This window comes from Bradyrhizobium sp. CB82, assembly GCF_029714405.1.
Classification (GTDB): Bacteria; Pseudomonadota; Alphaproteobacteria; order Rhizobiales; family Xanthobacteraceae; genus Bradyrhizobium.
Map to the genome: position 1 here is coordinate 8,842,757 of NZ_CP121650.1, position 24,941 is coordinate 8,867,697.

General features: G+C 63.9%; 19 protein-coding genes and 2 pseudogenes. 5 read left to right on the plus strand and 16 right to left on the minus strand.

The features are described 5' to 3' along the window. The first annotated feature begins 194 nt into the window (after positions 1 to 194). Complete coding sequence (locus QA640_RS41920; RefSeq protein WP_283038444.1) at positions 195 to 779, plus strand: hypothetical protein; 585 nt, start codon at positions 195 to 197, stop codon at positions 777 to 779. Positions 780 to 1,045: 266 nt separating this feature from the next. Then, a complete protein-coding gene (locus QA640_RS41925) occupies positions 1,046 to 1,822 on the plus strand; it encodes a response regulator transcription factor (RefSeq protein WP_283038445.1) in 777 nt (258 codons plus the stop codon). 17 nt (positions 1,823 to 1,839) lie between these two features. On the opposite strand, the gene QA640_RS41930 is transcribed toward QA640_RS41925, so the two are convergent. From QA640_RS41930 to QA640_RS41950, 5 genes are all read right to left on the minus strand, one after another. After that, positions 1,840 to 3,261 (minus strand): HlyD family type I secretion periplasmic adaptor subunit, encoded by a 1,422-nt coding sequence (locus QA640_RS41930; RefSeq protein WP_283038446.1) that lies wholly within the window; start codon positions 3,259 to 3,261, stop codon positions 1,840 to 1,842. After that, positions 3,258 to 5,045, minus strand: coding sequence for an ATP-binding cassette domain-containing protein (locus QA640_RS41935; protein ID WP_283038447.1), 1,788 nt, complete (start codon positions 5,043 to 5,045; stop codon positions 3,258 to 3,260). Before QA640_RS41935 ends, QA640_RS41930 begins: the two co-directional genes overlap by 4 nt. Positions 5,046 to 5,177: 132 nt before the next feature. Next, on the minus strand, positions 5,178 to 5,636 hold the full coding sequence (locus tag QA640_RS41940; RefSeq protein ID WP_283038448.1) for a hypothetical protein: 459 nt from the start codon (positions 5,634 to 5,636) through the stop codon (positions 5,178 to 5,180). 352 nt (positions 5,637 to 5,988) lie between these two features. Then, complete coding sequence (locus tag QA640_RS41945) at positions 5,989 to 7,002, minus strand: hypothetical protein (protein ID WP_283038449.1); 1,014 nt, start codon at positions 7,000 to 7,002, stop codon at positions 5,989 to 5,991. A gap of 732 nt (positions 7,003 to 7,734) precedes the next feature. Beyond that, the gene (locus tag QA640_RS41950; RefSeq protein WP_283038450.1) at positions 7,735 to 8,907 is read right to left on the minus strand and encodes an ABC transporter substrate-binding protein; all 1,173 of its coding nucleotides are present in this window, start codon (positions 8,905 to 8,907) and stop codon (positions 7,735 to 7,737) included. Positions 8,908 to 9,209: 302 nt separating this feature from the next. On the opposite strand from QA640_RS41950, the gene QA640_RS41955 reads away from it, so the two are divergent. Further along, on the plus strand, positions 9,210 to 10,475 hold the full coding sequence (locus QA640_RS41955; protein ID WP_283038451.1) for an NAD(P)/FAD-dependent oxidoreductase: 1,266 nt from the start codon (positions 9,210 to 9,212) through the stop codon (positions 10,473 to 10,475). A 298-nt stretch (positions 10,476 to 10,773) separates the two neighbouring features. Here QA640_RS41955 and QA640_RS41960 read toward each other — a convergent pair whose 3' ends face one another. From QA640_RS41960 to QA640_RS41975, 4 genes and pseudogenes are all read right to left on the minus strand, one after another. After that, the gene (locus tag QA640_RS41960; protein ID WP_283038452.1) at positions 10,774 to 11,013 is read right to left on the minus strand and encodes a hypothetical protein; all 240 of its coding nucleotides are present in this window, start codon (positions 11,011 to 11,013) and stop codon (positions 10,774 to 10,776) included. A gap of 337 nt (positions 11,014 to 11,350) precedes the next feature. Then, a pseudogene (locus tag QA640_RS41965) lies at positions 11,351 to 11,510 on the minus strand (cytochrome P450); the annotation flags it as partial. Between the two features lie 40 nt (positions 11,511 to 11,550). Then, the gene (locus QA640_RS41970) at positions 11,551 to 13,233 is read right to left on the minus strand and encodes a tannase/feruloyl esterase family alpha/beta hydrolase (RefSeq protein WP_283038453.1); all 1,683 of its coding nucleotides are present in this window, start codon (positions 13,231 to 13,233) and stop codon (positions 11,551 to 11,553) included. Between the two features lie 221 nt (positions 13,234 to 13,454). Then, positions 13,455 to 15,314, minus strand: coding sequence for a feruloyl-CoA synthase (locus QA640_RS41975; protein ID WP_283038454.1), 1,860 nt, complete (start codon positions 15,312 to 15,314; stop codon positions 13,455 to 13,457). Positions 15,315 to 15,451: 137 nt separating this feature from the next. Here QA640_RS41975 and QA640_RS41980 point away from each other — a divergent pair, with 137 nt between their 5' ends. After that, positions 15,452 to 15,961 carry a MarR family transcriptional regulator gene (locus QA640_RS41980; RefSeq protein WP_283043053.1) on the plus strand — a complete coding sequence of 170 codons (510 nt, stop codon included), beginning with the start codon at positions 15,452 to 15,454 and terminating at the stop codon, positions 15,959 to 15,961. Positions 15,962 to 16,159: 198 nt separating this feature from the next. Then, a complete protein-coding gene (atzF, locus tag QA640_RS41985) occupies positions 16,160 to 17,968 on the plus strand; it encodes an allophanate hydrolase (protein ID WP_283038455.1) in 1,809 nt (602 codons plus the stop codon). A gap of 125 nt (positions 17,969 to 18,093) precedes the next feature. On the opposite strand, the gene QA640_RS41990 is transcribed toward atzF, so the two are convergent. The 7 genes and pseudogenes from QA640_RS41990 to QA640_RS42020 all read right to left on the minus strand — a co-directional run bounded on the left by QA640_RS41990 (position 18,094) and on the right by QA640_RS42020 (position 24,902). Further along, on the minus strand, positions 18,094 to 18,816 hold the full coding sequence (locus QA640_RS41990) for a GntR family transcriptional regulator (protein WP_283038456.1): 723 nt from the start codon (positions 18,814 to 18,816) through the stop codon (positions 18,094 to 18,096). A gap of 4 nt (positions 18,817 to 18,820) precedes the next feature. After that, complete coding sequence (gene hpxZ, locus QA640_RS41995) at positions 18,821 to 19,213, minus strand: oxalurate catabolism protein HpxZ (protein WP_283038457.1); 393 nt, start codon at positions 19,211 to 19,213, stop codon at positions 18,821 to 18,823. A 1-nt stretch (position 19,214) separates the two neighbouring features. Then, positions 19,215 to 20,609 (minus strand): AtzE family amidohydrolase, encoded by a 1,395-nt coding sequence (locus QA640_RS42000; protein WP_283038458.1) that lies wholly within the window; start codon positions 20,607 to 20,609, stop codon positions 19,215 to 19,217. Between the two features lie 7 nt (positions 20,610 to 20,616). Then, the gene (locus QA640_RS42005) at positions 20,617 to 20,799 is read right to left on the minus strand and encodes a DUF4089 domain-containing protein (protein WP_283038459.1); all 183 of its coding nucleotides are present in this window, start codon (positions 20,797 to 20,799) and stop codon (positions 20,617 to 20,619) included. An 82-nt stretch (positions 20,800 to 20,881) separates the two neighbouring features. Beyond that, positions 20,882 to 22,722, minus strand: a pseudogene (locus tag QA640_RS42010) (ABC transporter ATP-binding protein). A gap of 257 nt (positions 22,723 to 22,979) precedes the next feature. Next, entirely contained in the window at positions 22,980 to 23,879 is a 900-nt protein-coding gene (locus QA640_RS42015; RefSeq protein ID WP_283038460.1) for an ABC transporter permease, read from the minus strand. Positions 23,880 to 23,888: 9 nt separating this feature from the next. After that, positions 23,889 to 24,902 carry an ABC transporter permease gene (locus QA640_RS42020; protein WP_283038461.1) on the minus strand — a complete coding sequence of 338 codons (1,014 nt, stop codon included), beginning with the start codon at positions 24,900 to 24,902 and terminating at the stop codon, positions 23,889 to 23,891. Between the last annotated feature and the right edge of the window lie 39 nt (positions 24,903 to 24,941).

The window sequence follows — 24,941 nt, forward strand, 5'->3', positions numbered from 1 at the left end:
CTCGCACCAGCGCAAGGTCTTGCGAAACGCCGATTGAATCAATCTTCGCGTGATCTGATGGATGATGCGCAACCTCTGATCTGAAAAACGCTTAATGAGCGCTTAATGCTTTTGCGCAACTAATGGATCACCAGCGCGAAAGTACGTTTTAGTCAGAGTGCAAGCCGAGCTCCGCCCCCAAGGAGGCGAATCGGATGGGACTGCTTTTCATTGGCGTGCTGGCCGGAATCTTGATCGGCTTTGGCTTCTTTGCTCCCTCCCAGGGTTACTTCCTGGGCTGCGGCTCGCAACCCTGTTTTGACAGAGTCGCAATGGCTCACCCGCCCGCAGCGAAGCCTGCTGCCCTCGGGCCGGAGCCCTTGATTGCAAAAGCGAGTCCTTCGATCGCGGCAAGATCGGCCGAAAGACCATCGGAGAAGAAGCGCGGCAACATCAATCTGGCCAAGGCATCGCCTCCGGCAACACGGATCCACGTCCCGCCATCCAATTCCGCCGCGGAAGTTTCTGACTCCATATTGAATAAGGCAAAGGCTTCGATCGCAGCAAAGATGGAGGATCCCAACTCTGTCGAATTCAGCGATATGAAGCGGGCCATCAGGAAGAATACATTGGGACGTTCCGTGGATACCATTTGCGGGCGCGTCAAAGGGAAAAATGCCTCGGGCGAGGAGACCGGAGAAAGGCCCTTTCTCTATCTCGTGAAGGAGAACGATGCCTACGTTGTCAACGGACCGGCAAGCTCGGCAGCGGCGATCGCTTATCGCAACATCTGCAACTAAAACGGAGGTGGATGCGAACCAAAGGTCGCAGAGACATGCGCGCGATCGAAGACCGGAGTGCGATCGCGACATCGGGTACGCGATCGTGCGATGAATTGCGTGGAAAGAATTTCCTGGCAACTGAACTGACAGCTGCGCCCCCGGCCCAGGGATGCGCAGACGGGACCGCAAGATGGAATTGAAGCATCGGTTTTCCGATGCGCAATGCGCTGCGGTCGCGGAATTGGTGAGGTGGACTTACAGAGTTCTTTGCATTCGAGGATAATATGCACGATCAGGTTCATTCCGCTGAACGGCTCAACGAATCCCTGCAATTGCCCGTTCTGCTGCTCATCGAGCCGCTCACGCTCACACGCACGAGCATTCTGAGCATTCTCAGGCGCGAACTGGCGTCACTCGAGATCGTCGACATGGCGACCACCCAAGGACTGGATAGCGTGTCCGCACGCGACGTTCGTCTGGTCGCGCTGAGCATCGGGGACAAGCCGCCCGACGATGGCATCGTCGAGGACGATCTTGCGCTGATCGCGGAGTGCTGCCTGAATGCCTCCATCGCCCTCATCTCCAATCGTGATGACGAGGCTACCGCACTGGCCGCAATGCAGCGAGGTGTGCGTGGTTTCTTCCCCACCTCGCTTCCCATCGAAGTCGCTGTTGCCGGTCTGCGCCTTGTTCTGGCCGGAGGGGTTTACCGGCCACTGCCGGTCATCGAGTTGAGCAAGGCACCCGGGCTCGACCAGCCATATCCTCGCGCACTTGGATCAGCGTACTCGAATGGCGACAGAAGCGCGACCGACAGGACTACGACCGATTTCACACCTCGCGAGCAGCAAGTGCTGACGGAACTGGAGCTTGGTCTGCCAAACAAATTAATTGCCGCCAAGCTGAACCTTTCCGAAAACACCGTCAAAATGCACATTCAGCACATCATGCGAAAATGCGACGCACGCAACCGGACCGAGGCGGTTCTGCGCTGGAGCGGTCGATTGTCGGCACACGGTCGCGACACCGACACGAACGCGTCTTCGATTCCCGAGGCATAGAAGCAACCACGCGACACTCAATCTTCGCGGAACGCGCCATGGAAACTGTCGAGCAGCGGCCTTAGCGCGTAAAGCGCGACGGTGCCGCGCCCTGTCGTGATGAAAACCTGAACCGGCATCCCCGGAATGATCTGGATATCGTTTGCGGCAATCTGCGCGTCGTCGACGCGAATTTTCGTCGCGTAGTATGGCTGGTCGGTGCGCTTGTCGAGAAGCCGGTCGGCCGACACGTGTGTCACGATACCCTTCAGCCGCGGCACACGACGCTGATTGTACGGGAGGAGATGGACCTCAGCATTCAAGCCGGGATGAACCACGTCGATGTCCTCTGGCCTCAGGCGCGCGGTGACAATCAGGCGATCCTGCCGAGGCACCAGATCCATGAGTGGAGCAGCCGCTCCGATCACGCCTCCCGGCGTGTGAACCCGAAGGTCGGTCACTACGCCGTCCTCGGGCGCTTTGATCTCTGTTCGCGACAATTGATCCTGGGCCGCCGGCAACCGCTCGCGGAGCTGGAATATCTGGTTCTGCGCTTCACGCAACGCCTGTGCGATCTCGTTTTGCCTGTCGCTCTCCAGCTTGATCAAGTTCGCCTGCGATTCACCGATCACTTGCCCGGCACGTGAGATTTGCGCGGCGATCTCGCCCCGACGCCCCTCAATGTCGGCCAGTTCCCGTTGAAGGTTCAATAGGCGCGGTCGCCGCTCGAGACCCTTGCTGACGAGGGTGGCGACCATGTCGAGTTCCTCCCGGGCGATGTCGATGCGCTGCGCGACGGCGGCCTCTTGGGCCTTGAGGCCCTCGATCTCCTTCTCGACCTGCCCCCTCCTCTCTCGAAGGACCGTCACCTGCGATTGAAACACCTTCCGCCTCGACAAAAAGACGGTCTGCTGCGTCGACAGAATGGTGGCGGCGGCCAGGTTCGCGCTGGCCGCCCGCTCCAGCGTCTCCGAAAACGAGAGCTTCTCATATCCCCGCTGCTCGGCATCAAGCCGAGCTTCACGTGCCATTGCATCCCACAACTGGCCTTGAAGGCTTTGCACCTCGGCGCGAGCCCTGGTGTCGTCCAGCGCGATCAAGGTCTGGCCACTGCGTACGAGGTCACCGTCCGAAACCAGAATCCTCCCAACGATGCCACCCTCCAGATGTTGAATCGTCTTGCGGCTCGACTCCGATTCCACGACGCCGGAAGCGATCGCCGCGCTCTCCAGAGGCGCAAGGCTCGACCACGTGCCCAGCCCCAGCATGAAGCAGAGCACGAGCAGATTGCCTGCGAGCGTCACACCGCGGAGTCTCGTGCGTGGCGAGATCGGCGTCGGAGCCGTGCACCATGGAAACTCGAGGGGTTCGTAATCGTCGATTGCGGTAATCTCGATACCGAGCCGTCGCCCGGTGGGTGGGGTGCTCAGCGGCGCGCGCGTTTCCTGTTTCCAGATCATGGGCGAACCGGCTGTCCCGGCACCTTGGCGGTTGAGGGCGCGATCTCGGCTGGCGCGGATTGCGATATCACCTGGGGCCTGCTCAGATGCCGCTCGAACATTTCCTCGCTTTCGCCGAACGCGACGACCGCGCCGCCATCCATGATGGCGATCTTGTCCGTGGCTCCGAGAATACCCATTCGGTGAGTGACGACGACCACCATGACATTGGCGATCTTCAATTGCTCGATGGCGTCCAGCAGCATCCGCTCCCCAGCGTAGTCGAGGCTGGCGTTCGGCTCGTCGAGAACGACGAGGCGTGGGTTGCGGAAAAAGGCCCGAGCAAGTCCGAGGCGCTGGCGATATCCCCGAGAAAAGGCCACGCCCCCACTTGGAACCACGGTGTGGTAAGCTTGCGGCAGCCGCATGATCGCGTCATGTATGCCGACGAGCTTGGCGGTCTCGACGATCTCCCGTGGATCGGCATCATCAAGCCGCGCAATGATCTCGTTTATCGTTTCGCCAAAGAGATTGATGTCTTGCGGCAGGTATCCGAGGTGGCGAGCGCCTCGCCCCTCGCGGAGCAGCGATACGTCTGCATTGTCGAGCAGGACGCGACCGTGCGTCGGAATCGTAAGTCCGGCGATGACCTGGCCAAGCAGCGACTTGCCCGAGCCGGACGGACCGATGATGCCAAGGCATTCGCCGGGCGCGAGACTGAAGGCGAGGCCCTTCAACAGAAAGTTGTTGGACCCGGGCAGCTTCAGGCTGACGTTATCGACGACGAGGCCGCTCCGCGGCCGCTGGGATGAGAATTCTGTAATCACTTCCGCGGCGGGAATTGCGACGAGCACGGCGTCGAGTCGCCGATAGGCTTTCATGGCCGCCGCGAGTGATTTCCAGCTTGCAATCGCACCCTCGACCGGTGCGATGGCACGGCCAGACATCAGTGTCGCCACAAAAATGATAGCGGGGCTCTTGCCGTAGTCGAGCACGAGCCACGCTGCCGCTCCCATGATCACGACCTGCGACAGCGCACGTAACGGCTTGGTCGCAAACATGACGAGCGCGTACCGCGACAGGGCAACGTCGTGCTCTCTGCGCGCTTCTTGCGCGTCGTTGTATATCAGGCGCGCCGTGCCATTCACCATTCCCATTGCGCGGATCAAGTGAATATTGCCGATCGCAGCGGCAAGCCGCCCGTAGCTCTTGGACAACGCGGCGCCGGCCTTGACCGTAGCATCGTCCGTGAGCAGGTCGCCTGCAAGCGTGAGGCCGAACATCAGAGCCACGCTGCAGGCCGCCACGACCCCAAGCAACGGATGAACAAGAAAAAGGACACAGAGAAAGAGGGGCGTCCAGAGCGCATCGAACAGCAGCGGGCATGCGCTGGATTCGACGAACTGGCGCAGAGCCGTGAGATCCCGATATGTGTCCGGCGACTGAGGCCAATCGCTGCGGAAGGCGGATTCGAGGCACGCCGAAAGCACGGAAGGACGAAGTCGGTCTTCAACCCATGCGCCAAGGCGGCCCAATAGGACGCGGCGCAGTGCGTCAAGCACTCCACCGACGACGACCGTGACCGCGACGATGAGGGTGAGCATCAGAAGCGTGTCGCCACTCCGGCTCGACAAGACCCGATCGTAGATCTGAAGAAGGTAGATGGAAGGCGCAAATAGCAGCAGATTGTAGCTGCAGCTATACGCGAACACGAGACCAAGCGGGCCCGCGCAGGCCCAAAGCGCGGCCTCCAGCGGAGTCCGGGCAGGTGCCAGAAGCGGTGTTCGGAGGGACGGCATCAGCATTTCTCGTCACCGCCGGAGATTGGGTTTGGCCCTTACGGCTGCCCGTCGATCGAACGTGACGACGAACCATTGGCTGCAAATCCGGGACCGGCGGCACGCGCCGCCGGTCCCCGCCACGCGACGAGCAGCTGGTCAGAGCACGTCGAAGTGGAAGTCCACCTCTCCGCCCAAAGCGGCATTGCCGCTTCCGCCGTTGCCACCGATACCGGCCGCCACGTCCTGGTGCTGGTCCACCCAGAGTTTGTTGATCTGAGTGGCATCCGTATTCGCGTAGACCTTGGAGGTATCGTAGCCGCTGTCCGAACTCTGGCTTCCGTTCGACGTTGCGGTTCCGCCATGGGCTTTTGCAAACCATGAAGCGGTTGCGTTCGCGCCGCCGGCGTCCCAGTCCGCAGTTTGCTTGACGTGATCACCGGTGTTGACGTGCACGTCGGCACCTTCCGCCTTGTTGGTTGGGTCGAAGGTGAGCGTCGGCTTGTTGATGATGGCTCCCTTGAAAGTACCGTCACCGCCGTTGCCTACGCTTTGACCGCCGGTGTCGATCGATTTGAATCCGATCGAATCTGAAATGTGGATCGCTTTGGGCAACATTTGAGCCTCCCTGCGTTTGTTGACTTACACGCATCATCCATCCCGATCAGACGGACACGCTCGGCAACTCTGATCCCCGCAGCCTTGACGGCGATAGATGTCAAATTGGACACCATCCGCTTTGGTGGGCCTACGCACGAAAGTATGGCCTCCGTGATGACGTCTTGACGTTGCAGACATCGGGGTGCGTCAAAATGCTGGCCTGCGCGGCGCATCGAGAGGGCCGGCCTCGTTGCGATCGGCTAAAGCATGATCCGGAAAAGTGCGACGCGGTTTTCCGGAAAGATCATGCGCAAACAAGAACCTAAAGCGCGATGACGTTTCGTCCTAATCTCATCGCGCTTTAGTCTCGCTACGCCATCAAGTGGAGATCTGACAAAAAATGCGTGGCAAGATCGCCGCCCAGCGCGAGATTGCCATGACCGCCGTCGCCGCCCACTCCGGCGATCTGGACCGCGCTCTGGTCGATGTGCACGTCGTTGGTCTGACCTGCCACCGCCGTCGAATGCGGGCCGGCGATTGCGATATTGATGGGAGCATAGATCGCGACGCTGACATCGATCAGGCTCCCCGAAACGTGGCCGCTCCCGCCGTTGCCCGTTCCATTTGCTCCGGTCGCGATCGCGTCGGAGCCGCCCCACAGGCCATGGGAGATAAGGCTTCCGCTGCCGCCCGCCGCAATGTTGCCGTTGCCGCCATATCCTCCGATGCCGGCTATCTGTAGGGCGGATTGATCCACATACACGCTGTTGGTCTGAATCGCGTAAGCACTGGAATTGTAACCCGCGACCGCGATGTTGATCGGGTCGTACAGCACGAAGGACGTATGTACGAGTTCTCCATGAAAGGAGCCGTCTCCGCCATTGGCGGCCTGGCTGCCACCCGTCTCGACCAGATGCCAGGCACTTGCGCCGTTGCTTGATCCCCAGGCGGGATCGAGCGTGATGACGCTGCCGCCACTGGCGACGTTGCCGCTTCCTCCGTTCCCGCCAACACCTGCGACCTGGACGACCGACTGATTGAGATCGACCGCATTCGACTGACCTGCGTACGCGTTGCCGCCTTGGCCCGCCAGCGCAATATTGACCGGATGGTAGATCACGACGGGAGCGTCCACCAACGCGCCGGAGAAATAGCCCGCGCCCCCATTGCCGCCACCGCTGCCGCCAGTCGCGACCACAGCGGAGCCGGCGGAGGCTCCGCCGACGCTGCCTCCCGACGCGAGATTGCCGTTGCCGCCATCTCCCCCGACGCCCGCTATCTGAAAGGCGGATTGATCGACATTCACGTCGTTGGTTTGCTGGGCCAGGGCAACGGAGCCGTATCCGACGGACACCGATATGTTGATCGGCTCATAGATCAGCATGGAGGCATGAACGATGCCTCCATAGAAATGGCCGTCTCCGCCATTGCCGGCCGCGCTGTCTCCGCTCTGGATCGAACCCGGCCCTGGATTGCCCGATCCGGTTCCGATTCCAGCCGATGGAGTGGCGTGGCGGACACTATCGGGCTCGGAAGACACGGCGTCGTGCCGACTCGTGTTTCCAATGGGAGAGTGCGTCTCCTGACCCGCAAACCACAGCCGGCCATGGGCGCCAGCTCCATCATCTCCAGAAATCGGCCTGGAGGAAGGTGCAGAGTCCCTCGAGGCGAAAGCGAACCTGTCATTGCCATCATCGTCAACGTGATGGTGGTCTCGATGAAGCGGCACGATCGCGTCCGACGGGTACCGGAAATTCATGTCGCCTCCCTCGCCGCAATTGGACGGGCCCCTCTCCCCGACGTCGAGGAGTGTCAGCCGCGGAAGGTCAAAAGCCGAGTCGTCAATTCGAGTGCAGCGTTTCGAATGGAGGGCGTCAGATCGTCTACGCCCGTTTGTAGCGGACAGCCTTCACGAGAGGCCGTATCGACCACGCGATGCGGGTGTAACTCGTCACCTCGCCCCGCTTACGGCGAGAGGTCGCAATTCGCGCGCGGCGGGCATTGCGGGTGAGAGGACTCTCCGCGAATCCGTCTCTTAATCTTTATCGTGGAGACACCCCCTCACGCCGCCCCTCACCCCGTAGGAACGGGGAGAGGGAGAGGAGAGAGCCGGATATCACTTCATCGGGCACTTGTCGTGGAAGCGGTCCTGGTCGTCCTTGAGGATGGTGGCGACCGTCTTCAGCGCAAGCTGGCCGTCCGCGTCCTTCACCACGTCCTGGAGATAGAAGTTCTGGATCGGGATGTGGTTGTTGCCGTACTTGAACGAGCCGCGCAGCGACTTGAAGTTGGCCTTCTCCATCTCGGCCTTCATCGCGTCCTTCTTGCTGGTGTCGCCCTTCACCGCAACGACCGCGCTGTTGATGAGCTGGGCCGCATCGTAGGCTTGCGCGCCGTAATAGGTCGGTCGCAGGTTGGTGTACTTCTTGCGGTAGTCGGTGACGAAGCGCTTGTTCTCGTCGTTGGGGAGGTCGTTGACCCATTCCTGCGCGCCGGGAATGCCCAGCGCATTCTCCTTCTGGAGCGGCAGCGACAGCTCGTCAACGGTGAACACCGTATAGAGCGGGATCTGGGTTTTCATGCCCGCCTGGACGTATTGATTGAGGAACTGCACGCCGGCAGCACCCGGATAGAATACGAAGATCGACTCGGCGCCTGACGCGCGGGCCTTCGACAGCTCGGCGGAGAAATCGAGCTGGCTCGGCCAGACGGTATATTCCTCGCCCTTGATCTCGCCCTTGAAGGTGCTCTTGACGCCCGCGAGCATGTCCTTGCCCGCGGCGTAGTTCGGCCCGATCAGAAAGACGCTCTTGACGCCCTTCTGATTCATGTACTGACCCATCGCCTGCGGCGTCTGGTCGTTCTGCCAGGAGGTCGAGAACACGTAAGGCGAGCAGAGCTCGCCGGCGAGCTGCGACGGGCCGGCATTGGCCGAGATCAGGAAGGTCTGCGAATCCACCGCGGTCTTGAGCGAGGCGAGCAGCACGTTCGACCAGATGTAGCCGACGATGAAATCGACCCTGTCGGACTGCACCAGCTTCTCGGTCTTCTGTTTGCCGACGTCGGGCTTCTGCTGGTCATCCTCGTAGATCACCTCGACCGGCTTGCCGGCCATCTTGCGGCCGAGATGGTCGAGCGCGAGCTCGAAAGAGTTGCGCATGTCGTTGCCGATGACAGCGGTCGGGCCGCTGAAGGTCGAGACGAAGCCGATCTTGATGGTGTCGCCAGCCGATGCCGGGCTTGCCAGCACCAGCGCAGCCGCGCCCGCCAGCCAGAATGCCGTCCTCATAACCACTCCCCTCCTCATTTTCCTTGCCCCGAAATGGCGGATGGCCCGCTTCCGGATCATTCTGTTTAGGACGCAAAATCGTGTGAACCGTCAATGGCTCAGCGCACTCCTGCACCATAATTCTCCCCTATCCCCGATGGCAAGAAATATAGTTCTACGCACTTTGGCGAGGGCCGCGGCGGATGTTCGCGCCTCCTGCGATATGCCGTCGCTATTTCATCAATTGATGACGGCTATTGGACCAACACCCCGTCTTCGCTCTTAAATGAGTGGCGCACACCCAGCGAATCGAGGCCGCATTCATGACTGCGAAACCCCACCACGTCGTCATCGTCGGAGCCGGCTTTGGCGGGCTTGAGACGACCTATCGGCTCGCAGGCAGCCCGGTCGAGATCACGCTGATCGACCGCCGCAACCATCATCTGTTTCAGCCGCTGCTCTATCAGGTTGCGACCGCTTCGCTTGCGACCAGCGATATCGCCTGGCCGGTCCGCCACCTCATGCGGGCGCGGCGGGAAGTGACGACGCTGTTTGCGACCGTGAGCGGCGTCGATGCCGAGCGGCGCGCCGTGCTGCTCGATGATGGCAGCGAAGTTCCTTACGACACGCTGGTGCTCGCAACCGGCGTCCGCCACGCCTATTTCGGCCACGACGAATGGGAGCAGTTCGCGCCGGGCCTGAAGACGCTGGAGGACGCGACCACATTGCGCCGTCATATCCTGGTAGCCTTCGAGCGCGCCGAGCGTGAGACCGATCCGGCGCGCCGCGCAGCGCGGCTGACCTTCGTCATCATCGGCGCCGGTCCGACCGGCGTCGAACTTGCCGGCACCATCGCCGAGATGGCGCATCACACGCTGCCGGGCGATTTTCGCAACATCGACACGCGCAAGGCGCGCGTCGTGCTGATCGAGGCGGGACCGCGGGTGCTCGCCGGCTTTGCCGACGATCTCTCGGCCTATGCGCGGGCTTCGCTGGAGAAGATCGGCGTCGAGGTCGTGCTGGGCCAGCCCGTCACCGAGGTCGACCGCGACGGCGTCGTCTATGGCGGGAAGCGGCTCAACGCGAAAACCAAGATCTGGGCCGCGGGCGTGCGTGCCTCGCCAGCTGCCGAATGGCTGAATGCGCCGGCCGATCGCGCCGGCCGCGTCGAGGTCGCGGATGATCTGACCGTGCCCGGCCACCCGGATGTCTTCGCCATCGGCGACACCGTCACGATTCCCGCGTGGGACGGCAAGCCCGTGCCAGGCATCGCGCCGGCGGCCAAGCAGCAGGGGCGCTACGTTGCGAACCTCATCAAGGCACGGCTGCGCGGCGAGAAGCTCGGCCCGTTCCGCTACACGCACGCCGGCAGCCTCGCACAGATCGGCAAGCGCCTCGCGGTGATCGATTTTGGTCGCGTAAAACTGCGCGGCGCGATCGCGTGGTGGATCTGGGGCATCGCCCACATCTACTTCCTGATCGGCCTGCGCCACCGCCTCGCCGTGGCGCTCACTTGGCTCTGGATCTACGTCCGCGACCAGCGCGCCGCACGGCTGATCACGCAAGGCAGCAGCAAGGTGGTGGGGTAGAATGCCTAGTACTTTAGGACTGTCACTGTTCCGTCGCCGATGACTTACGGTGTCGGTCGAACGGTTTTTCCTCTTGGCCGTTCTGAGTACGAGGTTCTGGATCTTTTCTTCCGGCTTCTCCCTGCCGGGACCTCGAGCCTTCTTGGCCGCCCCGGTTGGGCGGCCTCTTTATGTCCTGTCTAAAGCACAAGTGCGAAGCGGCTTTGCCTCGCGACAAACGCGGAACGCGCTTGCTCGGAGATCATGCGCAAACAACAACCTAAAGCGCGATGACGATTCATCCTGATCTCATCGCGCTTTATGCCCTGCCTTTGATCTCATAGTGACCCGGCACGCATTTATAGCGCTCGATCTGCCAGTTTGAATGGTAGATCGGATGCTCACCCATCCACTTCGCAAGTGGTGCTTGCGCACCCTTCATGCATTCTTGAAACGTGATCTCCGGCGTCATGTTGCTGTCGGTAACGATTTCCTCGACGCAACTGCCCGCAGCGACGCCCCCGAGGTGGCAGAGAACGGCAACGACCGTCACGAACATGCGTCGCCCCCTTCCCTATGGCAGCTTCGCGGCAGCGAACTCCGCAATTGGGCGCCGACCACCGATACGATGCGGGTTGCGACGCCGTTCTCGAACACGATGAATTCTCTATGCATGTCTCAGCCTCTGTCCTCACCGAGGAGATCCATCGTACAGAGGGTCGTCGATCTGTCATCTTACTTTGGTCCTATTGCGCCCATCACGTTGGCGCCCTGCGTGCGACCGACGCGATCGCGTCGACCTCTCCCACCAAGCTAGAGGTGAGGAGATCGCGCTCGCGGCAACGCCGCGTTGCCGGCGGAATGAATGAAGGTGATCGCGGGCATCAATCTCCTTGTCAGGCCGGAGTGATGGTGACCGGCAGGCTGTCGAGCCCGCGCCGCGTGTTGTTGACGGTTCGGCTCGCCCGCGATCTCGATCATCGCGATGCGCCGCGCCAGCGCCGACAGCATCACCCCGCCTTCGCTGCGTGCGACGAGTTGGCCGACGCACATGTGCGGTCGCCGAAGCAGTTGCGCCAGGAGGCGGTCGCCGCGTCTACGGCGTCTTGCAGACGAAGTTCGCGGCGTCCTCGACGTCACCCGTGCCGGAGTAAGCAGCAAACGACGGATACGGGCAGAGCGGCCGGGTGCGGTTCGCGCTCCACGCCGCCGGGACTTCCTTGTTCGCCGGATTGATCGAGGCGACGATCCGCTCGGGCGCCTTGCCCTGCTCCACCCAGTCCGTGAGCGCGGTCAGCGCATCGAACTTGTCGAGCGTGACGCCACCGCCGCAATGCGTGCCGCCGGGCATGGTGAAGAGCCGAGCAAAATTGTTGGCGTTGCCTAGCGCATTTTTGTTCAGCCGATCGTACCAGCGGATGGTGTCGTTGACCGAGAACACCGGATCGGCCTGGCCGTGATAGATCAGCATCTTGTGCCCTGCCTTCTGCAGGTCGGCGAGCTTGGGATCGTCGACGTCGGGCGGCGTCATGAAATCCATCGCCGACTCCGTGAACATACCGTCTTTCGCAAATATCTTTGGCGCGTCCTTGTCGAAGTCGTAGGCTTTCAGCGCGTCGATCAGCTTGTCGCTGCTGCCTTCCACCGCGACGGGGGGAGTCGAGAAGATGTAGTTGAGCGACGCCGCGCCCATGGTCGCGATGATCGGAAAATTGTTCCAGGGTGCGACGGGACTCTCGACCTTCCAGGCGCGCCAATTGCCGGTACCGATGCCGCCATCGAGCGGCCAGTCCGAATAGAGCGCCTCGCCTTTCGAGTTCTTCGGCCCGGCAAGGCTGGTCTTCAGCGCGTCAACCTTGGCTTCCGAAAGGCAAGACTTGGTCTGACCGGGCGCGCAGACAAGACTCTTGAGGTCGAACGCCTTCTGGCAGGCGGCGAGATTGGAGGTGAGGCTATCCTTGGCGCCATCGAGCGCATCACAGGCCTCGGTGATGCGCGAGGCGACGAGTTGCGCGTCCTCTTTCGTGATCGACTTGCGGAGATCCTGATCGGCCTTCAGGAAGGCCTGCACGTCCCAGGCGTGCTGGACCGCGGCGCGCGGCAGATCGAAGCCGGGATTGCCGACGAGGAAGCCATCATAGTTTTCCGGCATGCGCGAGGCAGCCACCATCGCATGACGTCCGCCGTTCGAGCAGCCTGCCATGTAGGAACGATCCGGCTGGCGGCCGTAATGCAGCGCGATGATCTTCTTCGCAACCGGCGAGAGCGTCATGTCAGCGGCGTAGCCGTAATCGCGCCGCGCCTGCGGATCGAGCCCGAAGGCCGCACCGGCGGCGAGCCCAAGCGGCTTGTTCGCGGGATCGGAGCCGGAATGCCCACTGTCGGATGACAGCACTGCAAAACCACGAGCGAGCGGCACCGTGCCGCCGGAGGTCCAGCCGTCCGGTTTGTCGCCGAGCGCGGGGATGACGACGCCGTCATTGCCGCCGTTCACCTGATGCAGGAAACGGCCGTTCCACTCCGCTGGCAGCCGCAGCTCGAACTGGATGGCGTAGGACTTTCCGTCCGCGCCGGTGCGCTGGTTGGCAAGGCCGGTCACGATGCAATGCTTGGGCAGGCCGTTGTCGGCCTCCTGAAGCTTGGAAGCCACGATCTCGACACCGGAGACGGACAGCGACGCCGTGGTGACGGGCGAGCAGCCCGCACCTTCGGCGCGAACGAGCGCGGTGGATCCAAGGAGGGCAGCCAGCGCGACTGCCGATAGCAAGCCAGGCCTCACGGCGGCCTCCCTATTTGATTATGTTTTATAATTATTACGCAAAATCGATATCTTGGCAAGCGGGGCTCATGTCGTGTCCCGGACGCGGCGCGGCATGAAATGACGCGCCGCTGAGCCGGAACCCATGGAGCCGCTCACAAAAGAAATGGGCCCCGGCTCTGCAATGCAGCGCTACGCGCCGCACTGCGTCCGGGGCACGAGATTGTCCGGTGCGGTTCAGTTCACCCGGCCCAGCCAATCCATTCGGCCGACGCATCATCGTTCAGCCGCGCCATTGCGGCGGCGCGGCGGGTCAGCACGGCGCGCTGGTTGATGTAGCCCTTGTCGGTGATCTCACCGCCATCCACCGACGGCGGCTCGGCCAGCAGCAGCGCGCGCGTGGCGTGGCCGGAGGAATTCGCGCCTTGCGCTTTCAGCTTTGCGAGCCCCTGCGCGATCGCGCTTCGCACCTTGTCGTGGCCGAGCACCTCGCTCACGGCGGCCGTATCCGGCAGCCCCGCCTGCGCGCGGCAGCCTGCAACATTGGGGAACACCAGGAAGCGCACCTCGTCGCCGCCATGGCCAGTGACGACGATGTCCTGCGCCAGCGGCGCGAGCGCCGCGATGCCGGCGACGCGCAGCGTGCCGACACTGACCCAGGTGCCGGAGTTCAGCTTGAAGTCCTCCGCAACGCGGCCGTCGAAGAACAGGCCGCGCTCGGGACGCGCGCTGTCGGCCAATTTCACGGCGTCGCCGATGAGATAGAAGCCTTCTTCGTCGAAGGCCTGCTTCGTCAGATCCGGCGCCTTCCAGTAGCCGGGCGTCACGTTCGGCCCGCGCACGCGTACCTCCAGCTTGTCGCCGGAGGTGACGAGTTTCAGCTCGGTGCCGGGGACCGGCACGCCGATATTGCCGGAACGCTCGGCGAGGAAGTGGCAATCGGTCGCGAGCGGCGAGGTTTCCGTCGAGCCCCAGGCCGACACCATCGGCAACGCGCGACCGACCGTCTTGATCGAGAGCTCCTCGAGCGCATCCCAGAGATTCTGCGGGAGCGCAGCGCCGGCATAGAAGGCGAATTTGACCCCGCCGAAGAAGCGGCGTCGCAGTTCCTCATCGCTGCGCAGCGCCGCGATCAGCATGTCGAAGCCGCGCGGCACGTTGAAATAGACCGTCGGCGTCACGCTCTTGAGGTTCGCGAGCGAGGTCGCAAACAGACCCGGCGCCGGCTTGCCGCTGTCGATATAAAGCGAGCCACCGTTACGCAGGACCATGTTGAAGTTGTGATTGGCACCGAAGGTGTGACTCCAGGGCAGCCAGTCGAGAATCACGAAATCATCGCGGCTATGTTCGAGGAAGGTCCAGGTCTGTGCCTTGGCCTGCTGGTTGGACGTCAGCATGCGCTGGGTGTTGATCACCGCCTTCGGCGAGCCGGTTGACCCGGAGGTGAACAGAAATTTCGCGATCGTGTCCGGCGTGACCGCAGCGAAGGCAGTTGCGACGTCGGCAGATTCCGGCGTCGCGGCGAGCGCACGGAAGGACAACGCATTGCTGTCATCGGCGTTAGCGCTCACGATCTCCGCCTGGTGCAGTGGCCTGATGGCCGCGAGCGCCGCGGCAAACGGTTTTATGTCGCTGACATAGATCGCGCCGGGCTGAAGCAGGCCGATCATGCTCCTGAGCTTGTCGAAATCCCTGGACATCAGCGAGTAGGCCGGCGAGATCGCGGCGGAGGGCACGCCGACATGCTGCGCGGCCAGCGCGAGCAGCGCGTGATCGATGCTGTTGTCGGAGAGGATGACGAGCGGACGCTCGGTGCTCAGGCCTTCCGCGAGGATCCACGAGGCCAGCGCGCGCACCTGCCGCAAGGCTTGCGTGTAGGTGATGGTGGTCCACGGCGCATCGGCCTCGCCGCGCTCCGCCAGGAAGATCCTGTCCGGCGTTTGCCGCGCCCATTGCTCCAGCCAGTCACCGATGCAGCGCACGGCCTCGCGCAAGGGCTCGGGCGAGCGCAACAGGATGCTGCCGTCCGCGCGATGCTCCGCGGTCGTTTTGGGCGTTGCGAACAGGCTGGAGGCCTCCCCGCGTGCGGCGGCCATGCTCATGGGTCGTCCTCCCGGGCAGCGGCCTCGTCCGGGCCGCTTTGGCAATAATGTTGGGCATGGCAATTGTTGTCGTCAACAACAATCTTTGCCAGAGCCCGGCGAGGCGCTACAGTTGCGGCAACGCCGGAGAAGAGAACGTGACAGCCAGTGCAGGTCGAAATGAACTGCCAGCCCGCGGACCGCGCCAGCGGGCCGGCAATGGCGCGGCGCGTCCTGATGACGCGGACGAGGCCGGTCTCGATGCGCTGGTCGGCCACGCCGGCTATGCGGTGCGGCGCTTCCAGATCTGGATATTCCAGGATTTCATCCGCACGCTGGCTGCCGTCGACATCCGACCGACGCAATATTCGGTGATGACCGTGATCGGCGCCAATCCGGGCCTCTCCCAAATGGCGGTCGCCAAGCGCCTCGGCATCGAGCGGGCACGGCTGGTGCACCTCCTCGACGGCCTCGAACGGCGCAAGCTCGTCAGGCGGATCAAGTCGAAGACCGACCGCCGCTCCCACGCGCTGCATCTCACCGCGCAGGGCGAACTGTCGCTGGCGAAGTTCAAGCAACTCGCCGCCGAGCACGAGCGCCATGTCGAGGAGAAGATCGGCAAGGCGAACCGGGAGCGGCTGTTGCATATCCTCGCAGGCTTCACGTGATTGGCCGTTCCTGCTCAAAAGATGAGCAGATGCACGGATCCGAGCCTTACCACCGCACCGCCGCTGATTGTCACTTATTCTCGTAAACTCATGATAATTCGATACGATCTGGCGCAGGCGACCTGCCCGGTTTGTGTACACAATGGCACATCGCTTGCTTCACGCCGGTGAAGATTCGTTGCCGGAGTTTTTTGCGCCATGGGGGCCGACCAGCCTGAGACGATAGCCGCGATCGTGGCCGCGCATCGCGCGGGCACGCTGACGCCGGCCCAGACCGTCGCACGAACCTATCGGCGCATCCGCGACCATGGCGACGATGCCGTCTTCATCAGCCTGCGCGACGAGAAGGACGCAATCGCGGAGGCCGAGAAGCTCGCGGCGCGAAAGGATGCGGCGAACCTGCCGCTCTACGGCGTGCCGGTTGCCGTGAAAGACAATATCGACGCGCTGGGCTTTCCGACCACGGCCGCCTGCCCGGCCTTCTCCTACACGCCGACGCATGACTCGACGGCAGTCGAGCGCCTGCGCGCGGCCGGCGCCATCATCATCGGCAAGACCAATCTCGACCAGTTCGCAACCGGCCTCGTCGGCGTGCGCTCGCCTTACGGCATTCCCAAAAATCCGATCCGTGAGGATCTCATTCCCGGCGGGTCGAGCTCGGGCTCGGCAACCGCCGTCGGCGCCGGCCTCGTGCCGCTGTCGCTCGGCACCGACACTGCGGGAAGCGGCCGCGTGCCGGCGATGCTCAACAACATCGTCGGGCTGAAGCCAAGCCTCGGCATGATCTCGACCGCAGGACTCGTGCCGGCGTGCCGTACGCTCGATTGCATCTCGGTATTCGCCCTCACGGTGGACGATGCCGCGCTCGCGCTTTCCGTGATGGCCGGGCCGGATCAGGCCGATCCGTTCTCGCGCGACCGGCCGTTTGGCGCGATGACGCCCTTCCCGGCCAACGTTCGCTTGGGCGTGCCGCGCAACGGGCAGCTGATCTTCTTCGGCGACAAGAAATCGGAGGCCGCCTATGGCGAGGCGTTGAAGCGCTGGACGGCGCTCGGCGCGACGCTCGTCGAGTTCGACCTCGAGCCGTTCTACGAGACCGCGCGGCTGCTCTATGAGGGCCCCTGGGTCGCCGAGCGCTATCTCGTGATCCGCAATCTCCTGGCCTCCACGCCCGATGCGATCCACCCGGTGACGCGCGAGATCACCGCCGCCGGCGCGCGGCTTACCGCCGCCGAAACCTTCTCCGCACTCTACCGGCTACAAGGCCTGCGCAAGATCGCTGAGCGCGCGTTTGCGCATATGGATGCGCTGGTGGTGCCGACGGCGCCCACGGTGTATTCGACCGCGCAGGTGCTCGCCAACCCGATCGAGCTCAACAGTCGGCTCGGCACCTACACCAACTTCGTCAACCTGCTCGATCTCTGTGGCCTCGCGCTGCCGGCTTCGATGCGCGCCGACGGCGTGCCCTTCGGCATCACGCTGCTCGCACCCGCCGGCCGCGATGGGTTCCTTGCGAGCATCGGCCGCGTATTTCACGCCGACACCAAGCTCAGCGTTGGCGCGAAGGGCGTGGCGCGAGCACCGCTCGCTCCGCTGCCGGCCAGCGGCGCCGACGAGATTCCGATTGCGGTCGTCGGCGCGCATCTGTCGGGCATGGCGCTGAACGGCGAATTGAAGGCGCTGAACGCACGCCTGATCGAAGCAACGAACACGGCGCCCGACTACAGGCTCTATGCGCTCGACACGACCCCGCCAAAGCCCGGCATGCTGCGCGTCGAGGCCGGCAAGGGATCGGCGATCGAGCTGGAGATCTGGTCCCTGTCGGCGTCCGCCTTCGGCAAGTTCGTCAACGCAATTCCCGCGCCGCTGTCGGTCGGCACCATCAAGCTCGCCGACGGTCGCAGCGTGAAGGGGTTTATCGTCGAGCCCGAAGTGCTCGGCGCAGCGCGCGACATCACAGCTTATGGCGGCTGGCGTGCCTATATGGCGGAAGCGGCGATGGCGTAACTTGCGTAGGGTGGTCCGCCGTAGCTCGAAGAGCGAAGGCGGAAGCGTGCCCACCATCGTGCCTCGGGTAAGATGGTGGGCACGGCGCTGCGCGCGTTTGGCTCCGACAACGCCACGCTACGGCGTCAAACCGACACCGCGTAGATCTCATACTCCCCGCGCACCAGTTCGATATGCGCGCGCATGGCGGCGGCGGCGCCTTGCTTGTCGCCGCGCATGATGGCGACGACGACGCGGTCATGTTCGGCTTGCGACTTGGCGAGCCGACCGAGATTGCGGAACTGGGCGCGGCGGAACGGCTGCACGCGCACGCGCGTGGCAAGCGTGATCTCGGCGATGTAGCCGTTGTGCGAGCCGGCATAAATCGCGTTGTGGAAGCGCTCGTTGACCTCGTGGAACCGCTCCGGATTGCCGGTGTAGCTCAGCACCCGCAGCTCCTCGTGAACGGCCTCCAGACCGTGGCGCTCGGCCGCCGACATCCGCTCGGCGGCAAGGCCGGCGCACAGGGCTTCCAACTCCGCCATCGCCTCGAACATGCTCGTCAGCCGCTCGATCGAAGGCTGCGCCACCACCGCTCCGCGATGGGCGCGCGCCTCGACGAGACCGCTTGCCACGAGCTGACGCAGCGCCTCGCGCACCGGCGTGCGCGAGACGTTGAAGCGCCGCGCGATGTCGGTCTCATCCAGCGGCGAGCCGGGCGGCAGGGTTCCGCGCACGATCTCGTCCGCGAGCTGAAGCCGCAGCTCCTCGGCGCGCGTGACCTTCTGCACCGAAGGCAGCGGCCGGTCGACGCGCGGCACTACCGTCTCAGTCGGCAGGGCTCCAGGCGTAAGATCGTCAAGCGTCATGCGATCAGGTCTCTTTCGGCTCGTCGATGATGCTGACATGGGCGGCGACGATGCGCCAGCCCTCGGGGAAACGGACCCAGGTCTGCATCTGCCGGCCGACCTTACCCTGCATGGTGTCGCGATAGAACAGCGTGGACGCGACCGCGGTGTCGCGGCCGTAACTGCTGATCACGGTTTTCGCGGTGCGGCGGTTCAGCCCGACCGGCGAGCGCGCGGCGCGAAAGCCGGAGATCGCCTCATAGCCGTAGAGGTTCTCGCCTATGCCGTAGCGCAAGGTGCGCGGGTCGTTGCGGAAGAGCTCGCCGAGCACGGCGACGTCGTTGGTGACCAGAGCCGTCTCGTAGCGCTCGAAAGCGGCTTTGACCTCCGCAATCACGTCGGGAAGATCGATCTCCATCTCAAAACCCTCTGGGCGACGGCACGGTTACCACGCCCATCCGTTCCAATGCGTACGCAACACGCAGCGCGATATCCTCGCGCCAGGGCGCCGTGATGATCTGCACGCCGATCGGCAGCGGCTCGAGCGGCACGGGCACCGCAACCACGGGCAGACCGATGAACGAGATCGGCTGGGTATGGATGCCGATATTGGCGCGCACCGGCAATTCGACGCCGTCGAGCGTGAACGTCGCCTGCCCGAGCTTTGGCGCCGTGCAGGGCGTCGCGGGCGCGAGCAGCACGTCGACCGATTTGAAGATTTCCGCGAGCTGCGCGCGATACCAGCGGCGGAATTTCTGCGCGCGGTCGACCAGCGCCGCCGGCACCATGGCGCCCGCGATCAGCCGGTCCCGCACCGCGGGGTCGAAGTCATCGGGACGCGCGCGCAGGCGATCGAGATGCAGCGAAGCGCCTTCGGTCGTCGTGATGACATAGGCCGCCGCGCGGGCGCGCGCGGCTTCGGGAATGTCGACCACGCGCGTTGCATCGAGCGCCTTGGCGACGCGGCTCACGGCTTCGACCGCTTCGGGGAAGACGTTCTTCCGAAAATGGCCGCCGGCAATTGCGACGCGCAGACCCGAGATGGATTCGCCGAGCAATGGCGTCACCGGCTCGATACCACGCGTGGTGCAGGCGGCATCGTCGGCATCCGGGCCCTGCATCGCGTCGTAAGCAAGCGCGAGGTCGGTGACGGAGCGCGCGAACGGACCGAGATGGTCGAGGCTCGCCACGAACGGAAACGAGCGCGCGCGCGACAGCCGGCCGTAGGTCGGCTTCAGGCCAAAGATGCCGCAGAACGACGAGGGCACGCGGATCGAGCCATTGGTATCCGAGCCCAGCGCGATCGGCACCAGCGCGCCGCCGACGGCGCTGCCCGAGCCGCCGGAAGAGCCGCCGCTCATCCGTGTCGTATCATGCGGATTGCGCGAGGGGCCGTCATGAACGTTTTCGCCGGTGAAGTCGTAGGCGTATTCGCCCATGTTGAGCGCGCCGACCAGCACGGCGCCTGCGGCTTCCATCCGTTCGATCAGCGTGGCATCGCGCGTGGCAGGCGTGCGGTCGCGGTTGATCTTCGAGCCGGCGCGCGTCGGCAGGCCCGCAACGTCGAACAGGTTCTTCACCGCAAACGGGACACCTGCGAGCGGGCCGACCTTTTTGCCGGCCGCGATGTCGGCATCGATCGCGCGCGCTTTGGCGCGAGCGCGATCGGCGGTGACGTCGGTGAAGGAATTGAGAATCGTGTCGTGCCGCTTGATGCGGGCGAGCGCTGCGTCGGTCGCATCGATCGCGGACAGCTTGCCGCCCGCCACTGCCCTGGCAATCTCCGCAGCCGTCGCTTCGGGAGCTGTCGTCATGGCAACATCAGGCGCTGAACACGGGCGCCGGCTCGGTCTCGTCCGGCAGCGCGAATTCGTCGACGAGGCGGGCGAGCCGCAGCGAGACTTCGAGGTTGGCGCGAATGGCCGGCCTCCAGGCCTCCTCGATCGGCAATGCCAGCGCTTTCGCGACGGCGTCGATATAATCGTCCAGTGGTTCGGCGGCCATCACGCTCCCAAAGCAGGCTCTCCAGGTTGTTATTTGAGCATGATCTTTTCGGAAAAGTCTTCGCACTTTTCCGGATCACGCCCTAGTGCACCGGCAACGGCGGATGCGGAATCGCCGTCAGCAGCTCCTTCGTGTAGTCGTCCTGCGGATCGCTGAGGACCTTTTCGGAAGTCCCCTCTTCCACGATTCGACCCGTCCGCATCACAATGACACGATCGCACAACAAGCGCACTACATTCAAATCATGCGAGACGAACAGGTAGCTCATACCCAGCGATGCCTTGAGGTCCTGGAGCAGATTCAGCACCACAGCCTGGACCGAGACGTCGAGCGCCGCAGTCGGCTCGTCCAGGATGACGAGCTTCGGATGCAGCGCAATCGCCCGGGCGATGCCGACGCGGGCCTTCTGTCCCCCCGACAATTGGTGCGGGAAGCGGTCGAGCAGATTGTGCGGCAGGCCGACCATGGTCGCGAGCTCCTCGCAGCGCGCCCGCAACGCATCGCGTTCCCTGATGTTGCCGAGCCGCAGAAGCGGGTCGGCGATGGCGCGCGCCGCGGTGAAGCGCGGATTGAGGCTGTCGGTCGGGTCCTGGAACACCATCTGGATGCGGCTGCGCAGCGGCAGGCGCGCAAAGGCGCTCGGCATGATGCTGCCGATCTCCTCGCCGTCGAACTGGATCCGGCCCGAGGTCTGGTCCAATAGCCGCATCACCATCATCGACGTCGTCGACTTGCCGCAGCCGGATTCGCCGACGAGGCCAACGCTCTCGCCATGGCCGATGGAGAAGCTGATGCCGTCGACCGCGCGGAACACCTGCGGGTCCACTGGCGGCTTGCGGCCGAACAGCTTGCCGAGCACGGCGGTCGCGCCCTGGCGCGGGTATTCCTTGACGAGCTTATCAATGAGGAGGAGGGGCTTTTCCTTCTCTCTCTTCCCGCTTGCGGAGTCGCGACGAGCTTCGCTCGCGCTGAGAGCGTCGGGGTGAGGAGGGCTCACCGCGAGCACGGTGCTTGGAGAGCCCCCTCACCCGCCGCGCTGCTCGCGTCGGCCTCTCCCCGCAGGCGGGGAGAGGCGAAGGAAGCCGTCGCACCTCCTTCCTCCTCCGGCAGCAAATCCCGCAGCGACACGCCGATCCGCGGCGTCGCGCGCATCAGTTTGCGGGTATACGGATGTTGCGGGTTGGCGAAGATGTCGGCGGCCTTCGCCGTCTCCACCACCCTGCCCTTCTCCATCACCACCACACGATCGCAATAGGCCGCCGCAAGGCCGAGATCGTGCGTGATCAGGATCGTCGACATCGCCCGCCGCCTGGTCAGTTCGACGATCAGGTCCATCACCGCCTTCTGGGTGGTGACGTCGAGACCGGTGGTCGGCTCGTCCGCGATCAGGAGCTGTGGATTGCAGGCGAGCGCCAGTGCAATGACGACGCGCTGGCACATGCCGCCCGACAGCTCGAACGGATAGGCGTGGTAACGCTCGCGCGGGCGGGCGATCTTGACCTGCTCCAGCGCCAGAAGCGCCTTCTCGCCGTGATCGGCGACCTGCGCCTGCTGCACATGGGTGCGCAAGACATCCTCGATCTGATCGCCGACTTTGCGGATCGGGTTGAGTGCCGCGCGCGGGTTCTGGAAGATCATCGAGACTTCGCGGCCGCGCAGGTCGCGCATCTGGTGTTCGCTCGCGGCCTTCACGTCGATGCCGGAGAACATCACCGAGCCCTCGGCGATACGGCCGGCGCGGTCGAGGATGCGCATCACCGCATATGACGTCACCGACTTGCCCGAGCCGGACTCGCCAACGATCGCCAGCGTCTCGCCCTTGGCGACGGAGATGTTGACGTGCTGCACCGCCTTCACGATGCCGCGGCGGGTCGTGAATTCGACCGTGAGATCCTGGACGTCGAGCAGCGGCGGGGCTGTCATGTCGGCATCCGAGCTGGGGCGCCAACCAAAAATCGCGAAAACAACCCCATGCAAAGGGGAAAGGGGTTGGATTCATTGGACAATTTCTGCGAGGAAATTGCCTGTGAGGTGAGCTCGACTCCCTCATTCCCTTCCCCCTTGCGGGGGAGGGGCAGGGAGGGGGTAGCCACGAACTCAGATCTCTCCCGGGGCTACCCCCTCCCCAACCCTCCCCCGCAAGGGGGGAGGGAGCGATACAGCGGAATGCGAAATCAACATCACGTCCTTCGCTGCGGGTCGACGATGTCGCGCAGGCCGTCGCCGAGGAGGTTGAAGCAGAACACGGCGAGCATCAGCGCAAGGCCGGGGAACAGTGCAATCCACCACTCCCCCGACACCATGAAGCCCGCGCCCTCGGCGACCATGATGCCCCATTCCGCCGTCGGCGGGCGCACGCCGAGACCGATGAAGGACAGGCCCGCGGCGTTGAGGATGGCGTAGCCCATGGTCAGCGACATCTGCACGATCATGATCGGCATGATGTTCGGCAGGATGTGCACCAGGAGGATACGGAATTCGCCATTGCCGGAGAGACGCGCCGCCTGCACGAAGCCGGCATTGCGGCGGACGTTGGCCTCGGCGCGGGCGACGCGCGCATAGAGCGGGAAGTTCACGATGGCGGTGGCCAGGATGATGTTCTGCACGGTGTTGCCGAGCGCGGCGACGATGCCCATCGCCAGCACGAACAGCGGGAAGGCCAAGATTGTGTCGGCGATGCGGCCGACGATGCGATCGGTCCAGCCACCGAAATAGCCGGCTGCGATGCCGGCGAGGCCGCCCATCAGGAACACCAGCACGACGGAGGCGACCGCGATGAACGTGTCGAGCCGGGTTGCCACGATGACGCGGCTGAAAATGTCGCGGCCGAGCTGATCGGTGCCGAACCAGTGCGCCATCGACGGCGGCTTCAGCGTTGCAGCGGTGTCGGAGGCGAGCGGATCGTACGGCACCACGTAGGGACCGAGGATTGCGGCAACGAGGATCAGGATCAGGAGCGCGAAGGCAAAGCTCGTGACCTTGTTCTCGCCGAGCACGTAGCGGGTTTGTTCGAGGATCGCGACGAGTCCCGACGTGCGGGCGGGACCGGCGGGGTCAACAGCAGGCGCAACGGTGCTCATAGCTCCACCCTACCCCTCCAAACGTACGCGTGGATCGATCACGCCGTAGAGAATGTCGATCACGAGATTCAAAAGCACGTACATCACAGCCATGGTCAGCACGAAACCCTGCACCGGTGCGAAGTCCGACGATATCAGCGCCTCCACCGCGTAGGAACCGATGCCGGGCCAGGCGAACACTTTTTCCACCAGCACGTTGGCGCCCAGCAGGAACGAGAACACCATGCTGAGCGTGGTGATGACCGGCAGCATCGCGTTGCGGAAGGCGTAGGTGACGATGACGGTGGCGGGCGACAATCCGCTGGCGCGCGCGGTGCGGACGAAGTCGGAGGCGAGCACCGCGAGCATCGAGGCGCGCGTCATGCGCGCGATCGGCGCCAGCGAGAAGATCGCAAGCGTCGTCGCGGGCAGGATGAGCTGGCTGAACGCGGAGCGGAACGCCTCGAAATCGCGCGCGATCAGCGTGTCGATCAAATAGAAGCCGGTGATCGTGGGCGGCGCACTGTAGAACACATCCAAGCGGCCGAGCGGCGCCGGCGACCAGCCGAGCTGGAAGTAGAAGACATAGACCAACACGAGGCCGGTGAAGAACACCGGCAGCGACACGCCGGCCGTCGTCGTGACGCGACAGAGATGATCGATCCAGGAGCCCGGCCTTGTTGCCGCGAGAACGCCGAGTGGAATCGCGATGGCGATCGACACGATGAGCCCGAGCAGCGTCAGCTCGGCAGAGGCCGGCAGGCGGTTGCGGATTTCGGTCGCGACCGGCTGGCCGGTCGTCAGCGAGGTACCGAAATCGCCATGCGCGAGATCGCCCGCGTAGCGGAAGAACTGCTCGATCAGCGGCTTGTCGAAGCCGAGCTTCTTGCGGATCTGCTCGACGGCCTCTTTCGTTGCGGCGGGACCGGCGAAATAAGCGGCGGGATCACCGGGCAGAGCGCGCGTCAGCAGAAAGGTGACGATGACGACGCCGATCAGCGAGGGAATCGCGAACATCAGGCGCTTGCCGATCATGGTCAGCATGGCGAAGCGTTCCCCTGCCTCACGCGCACAAACGCACTG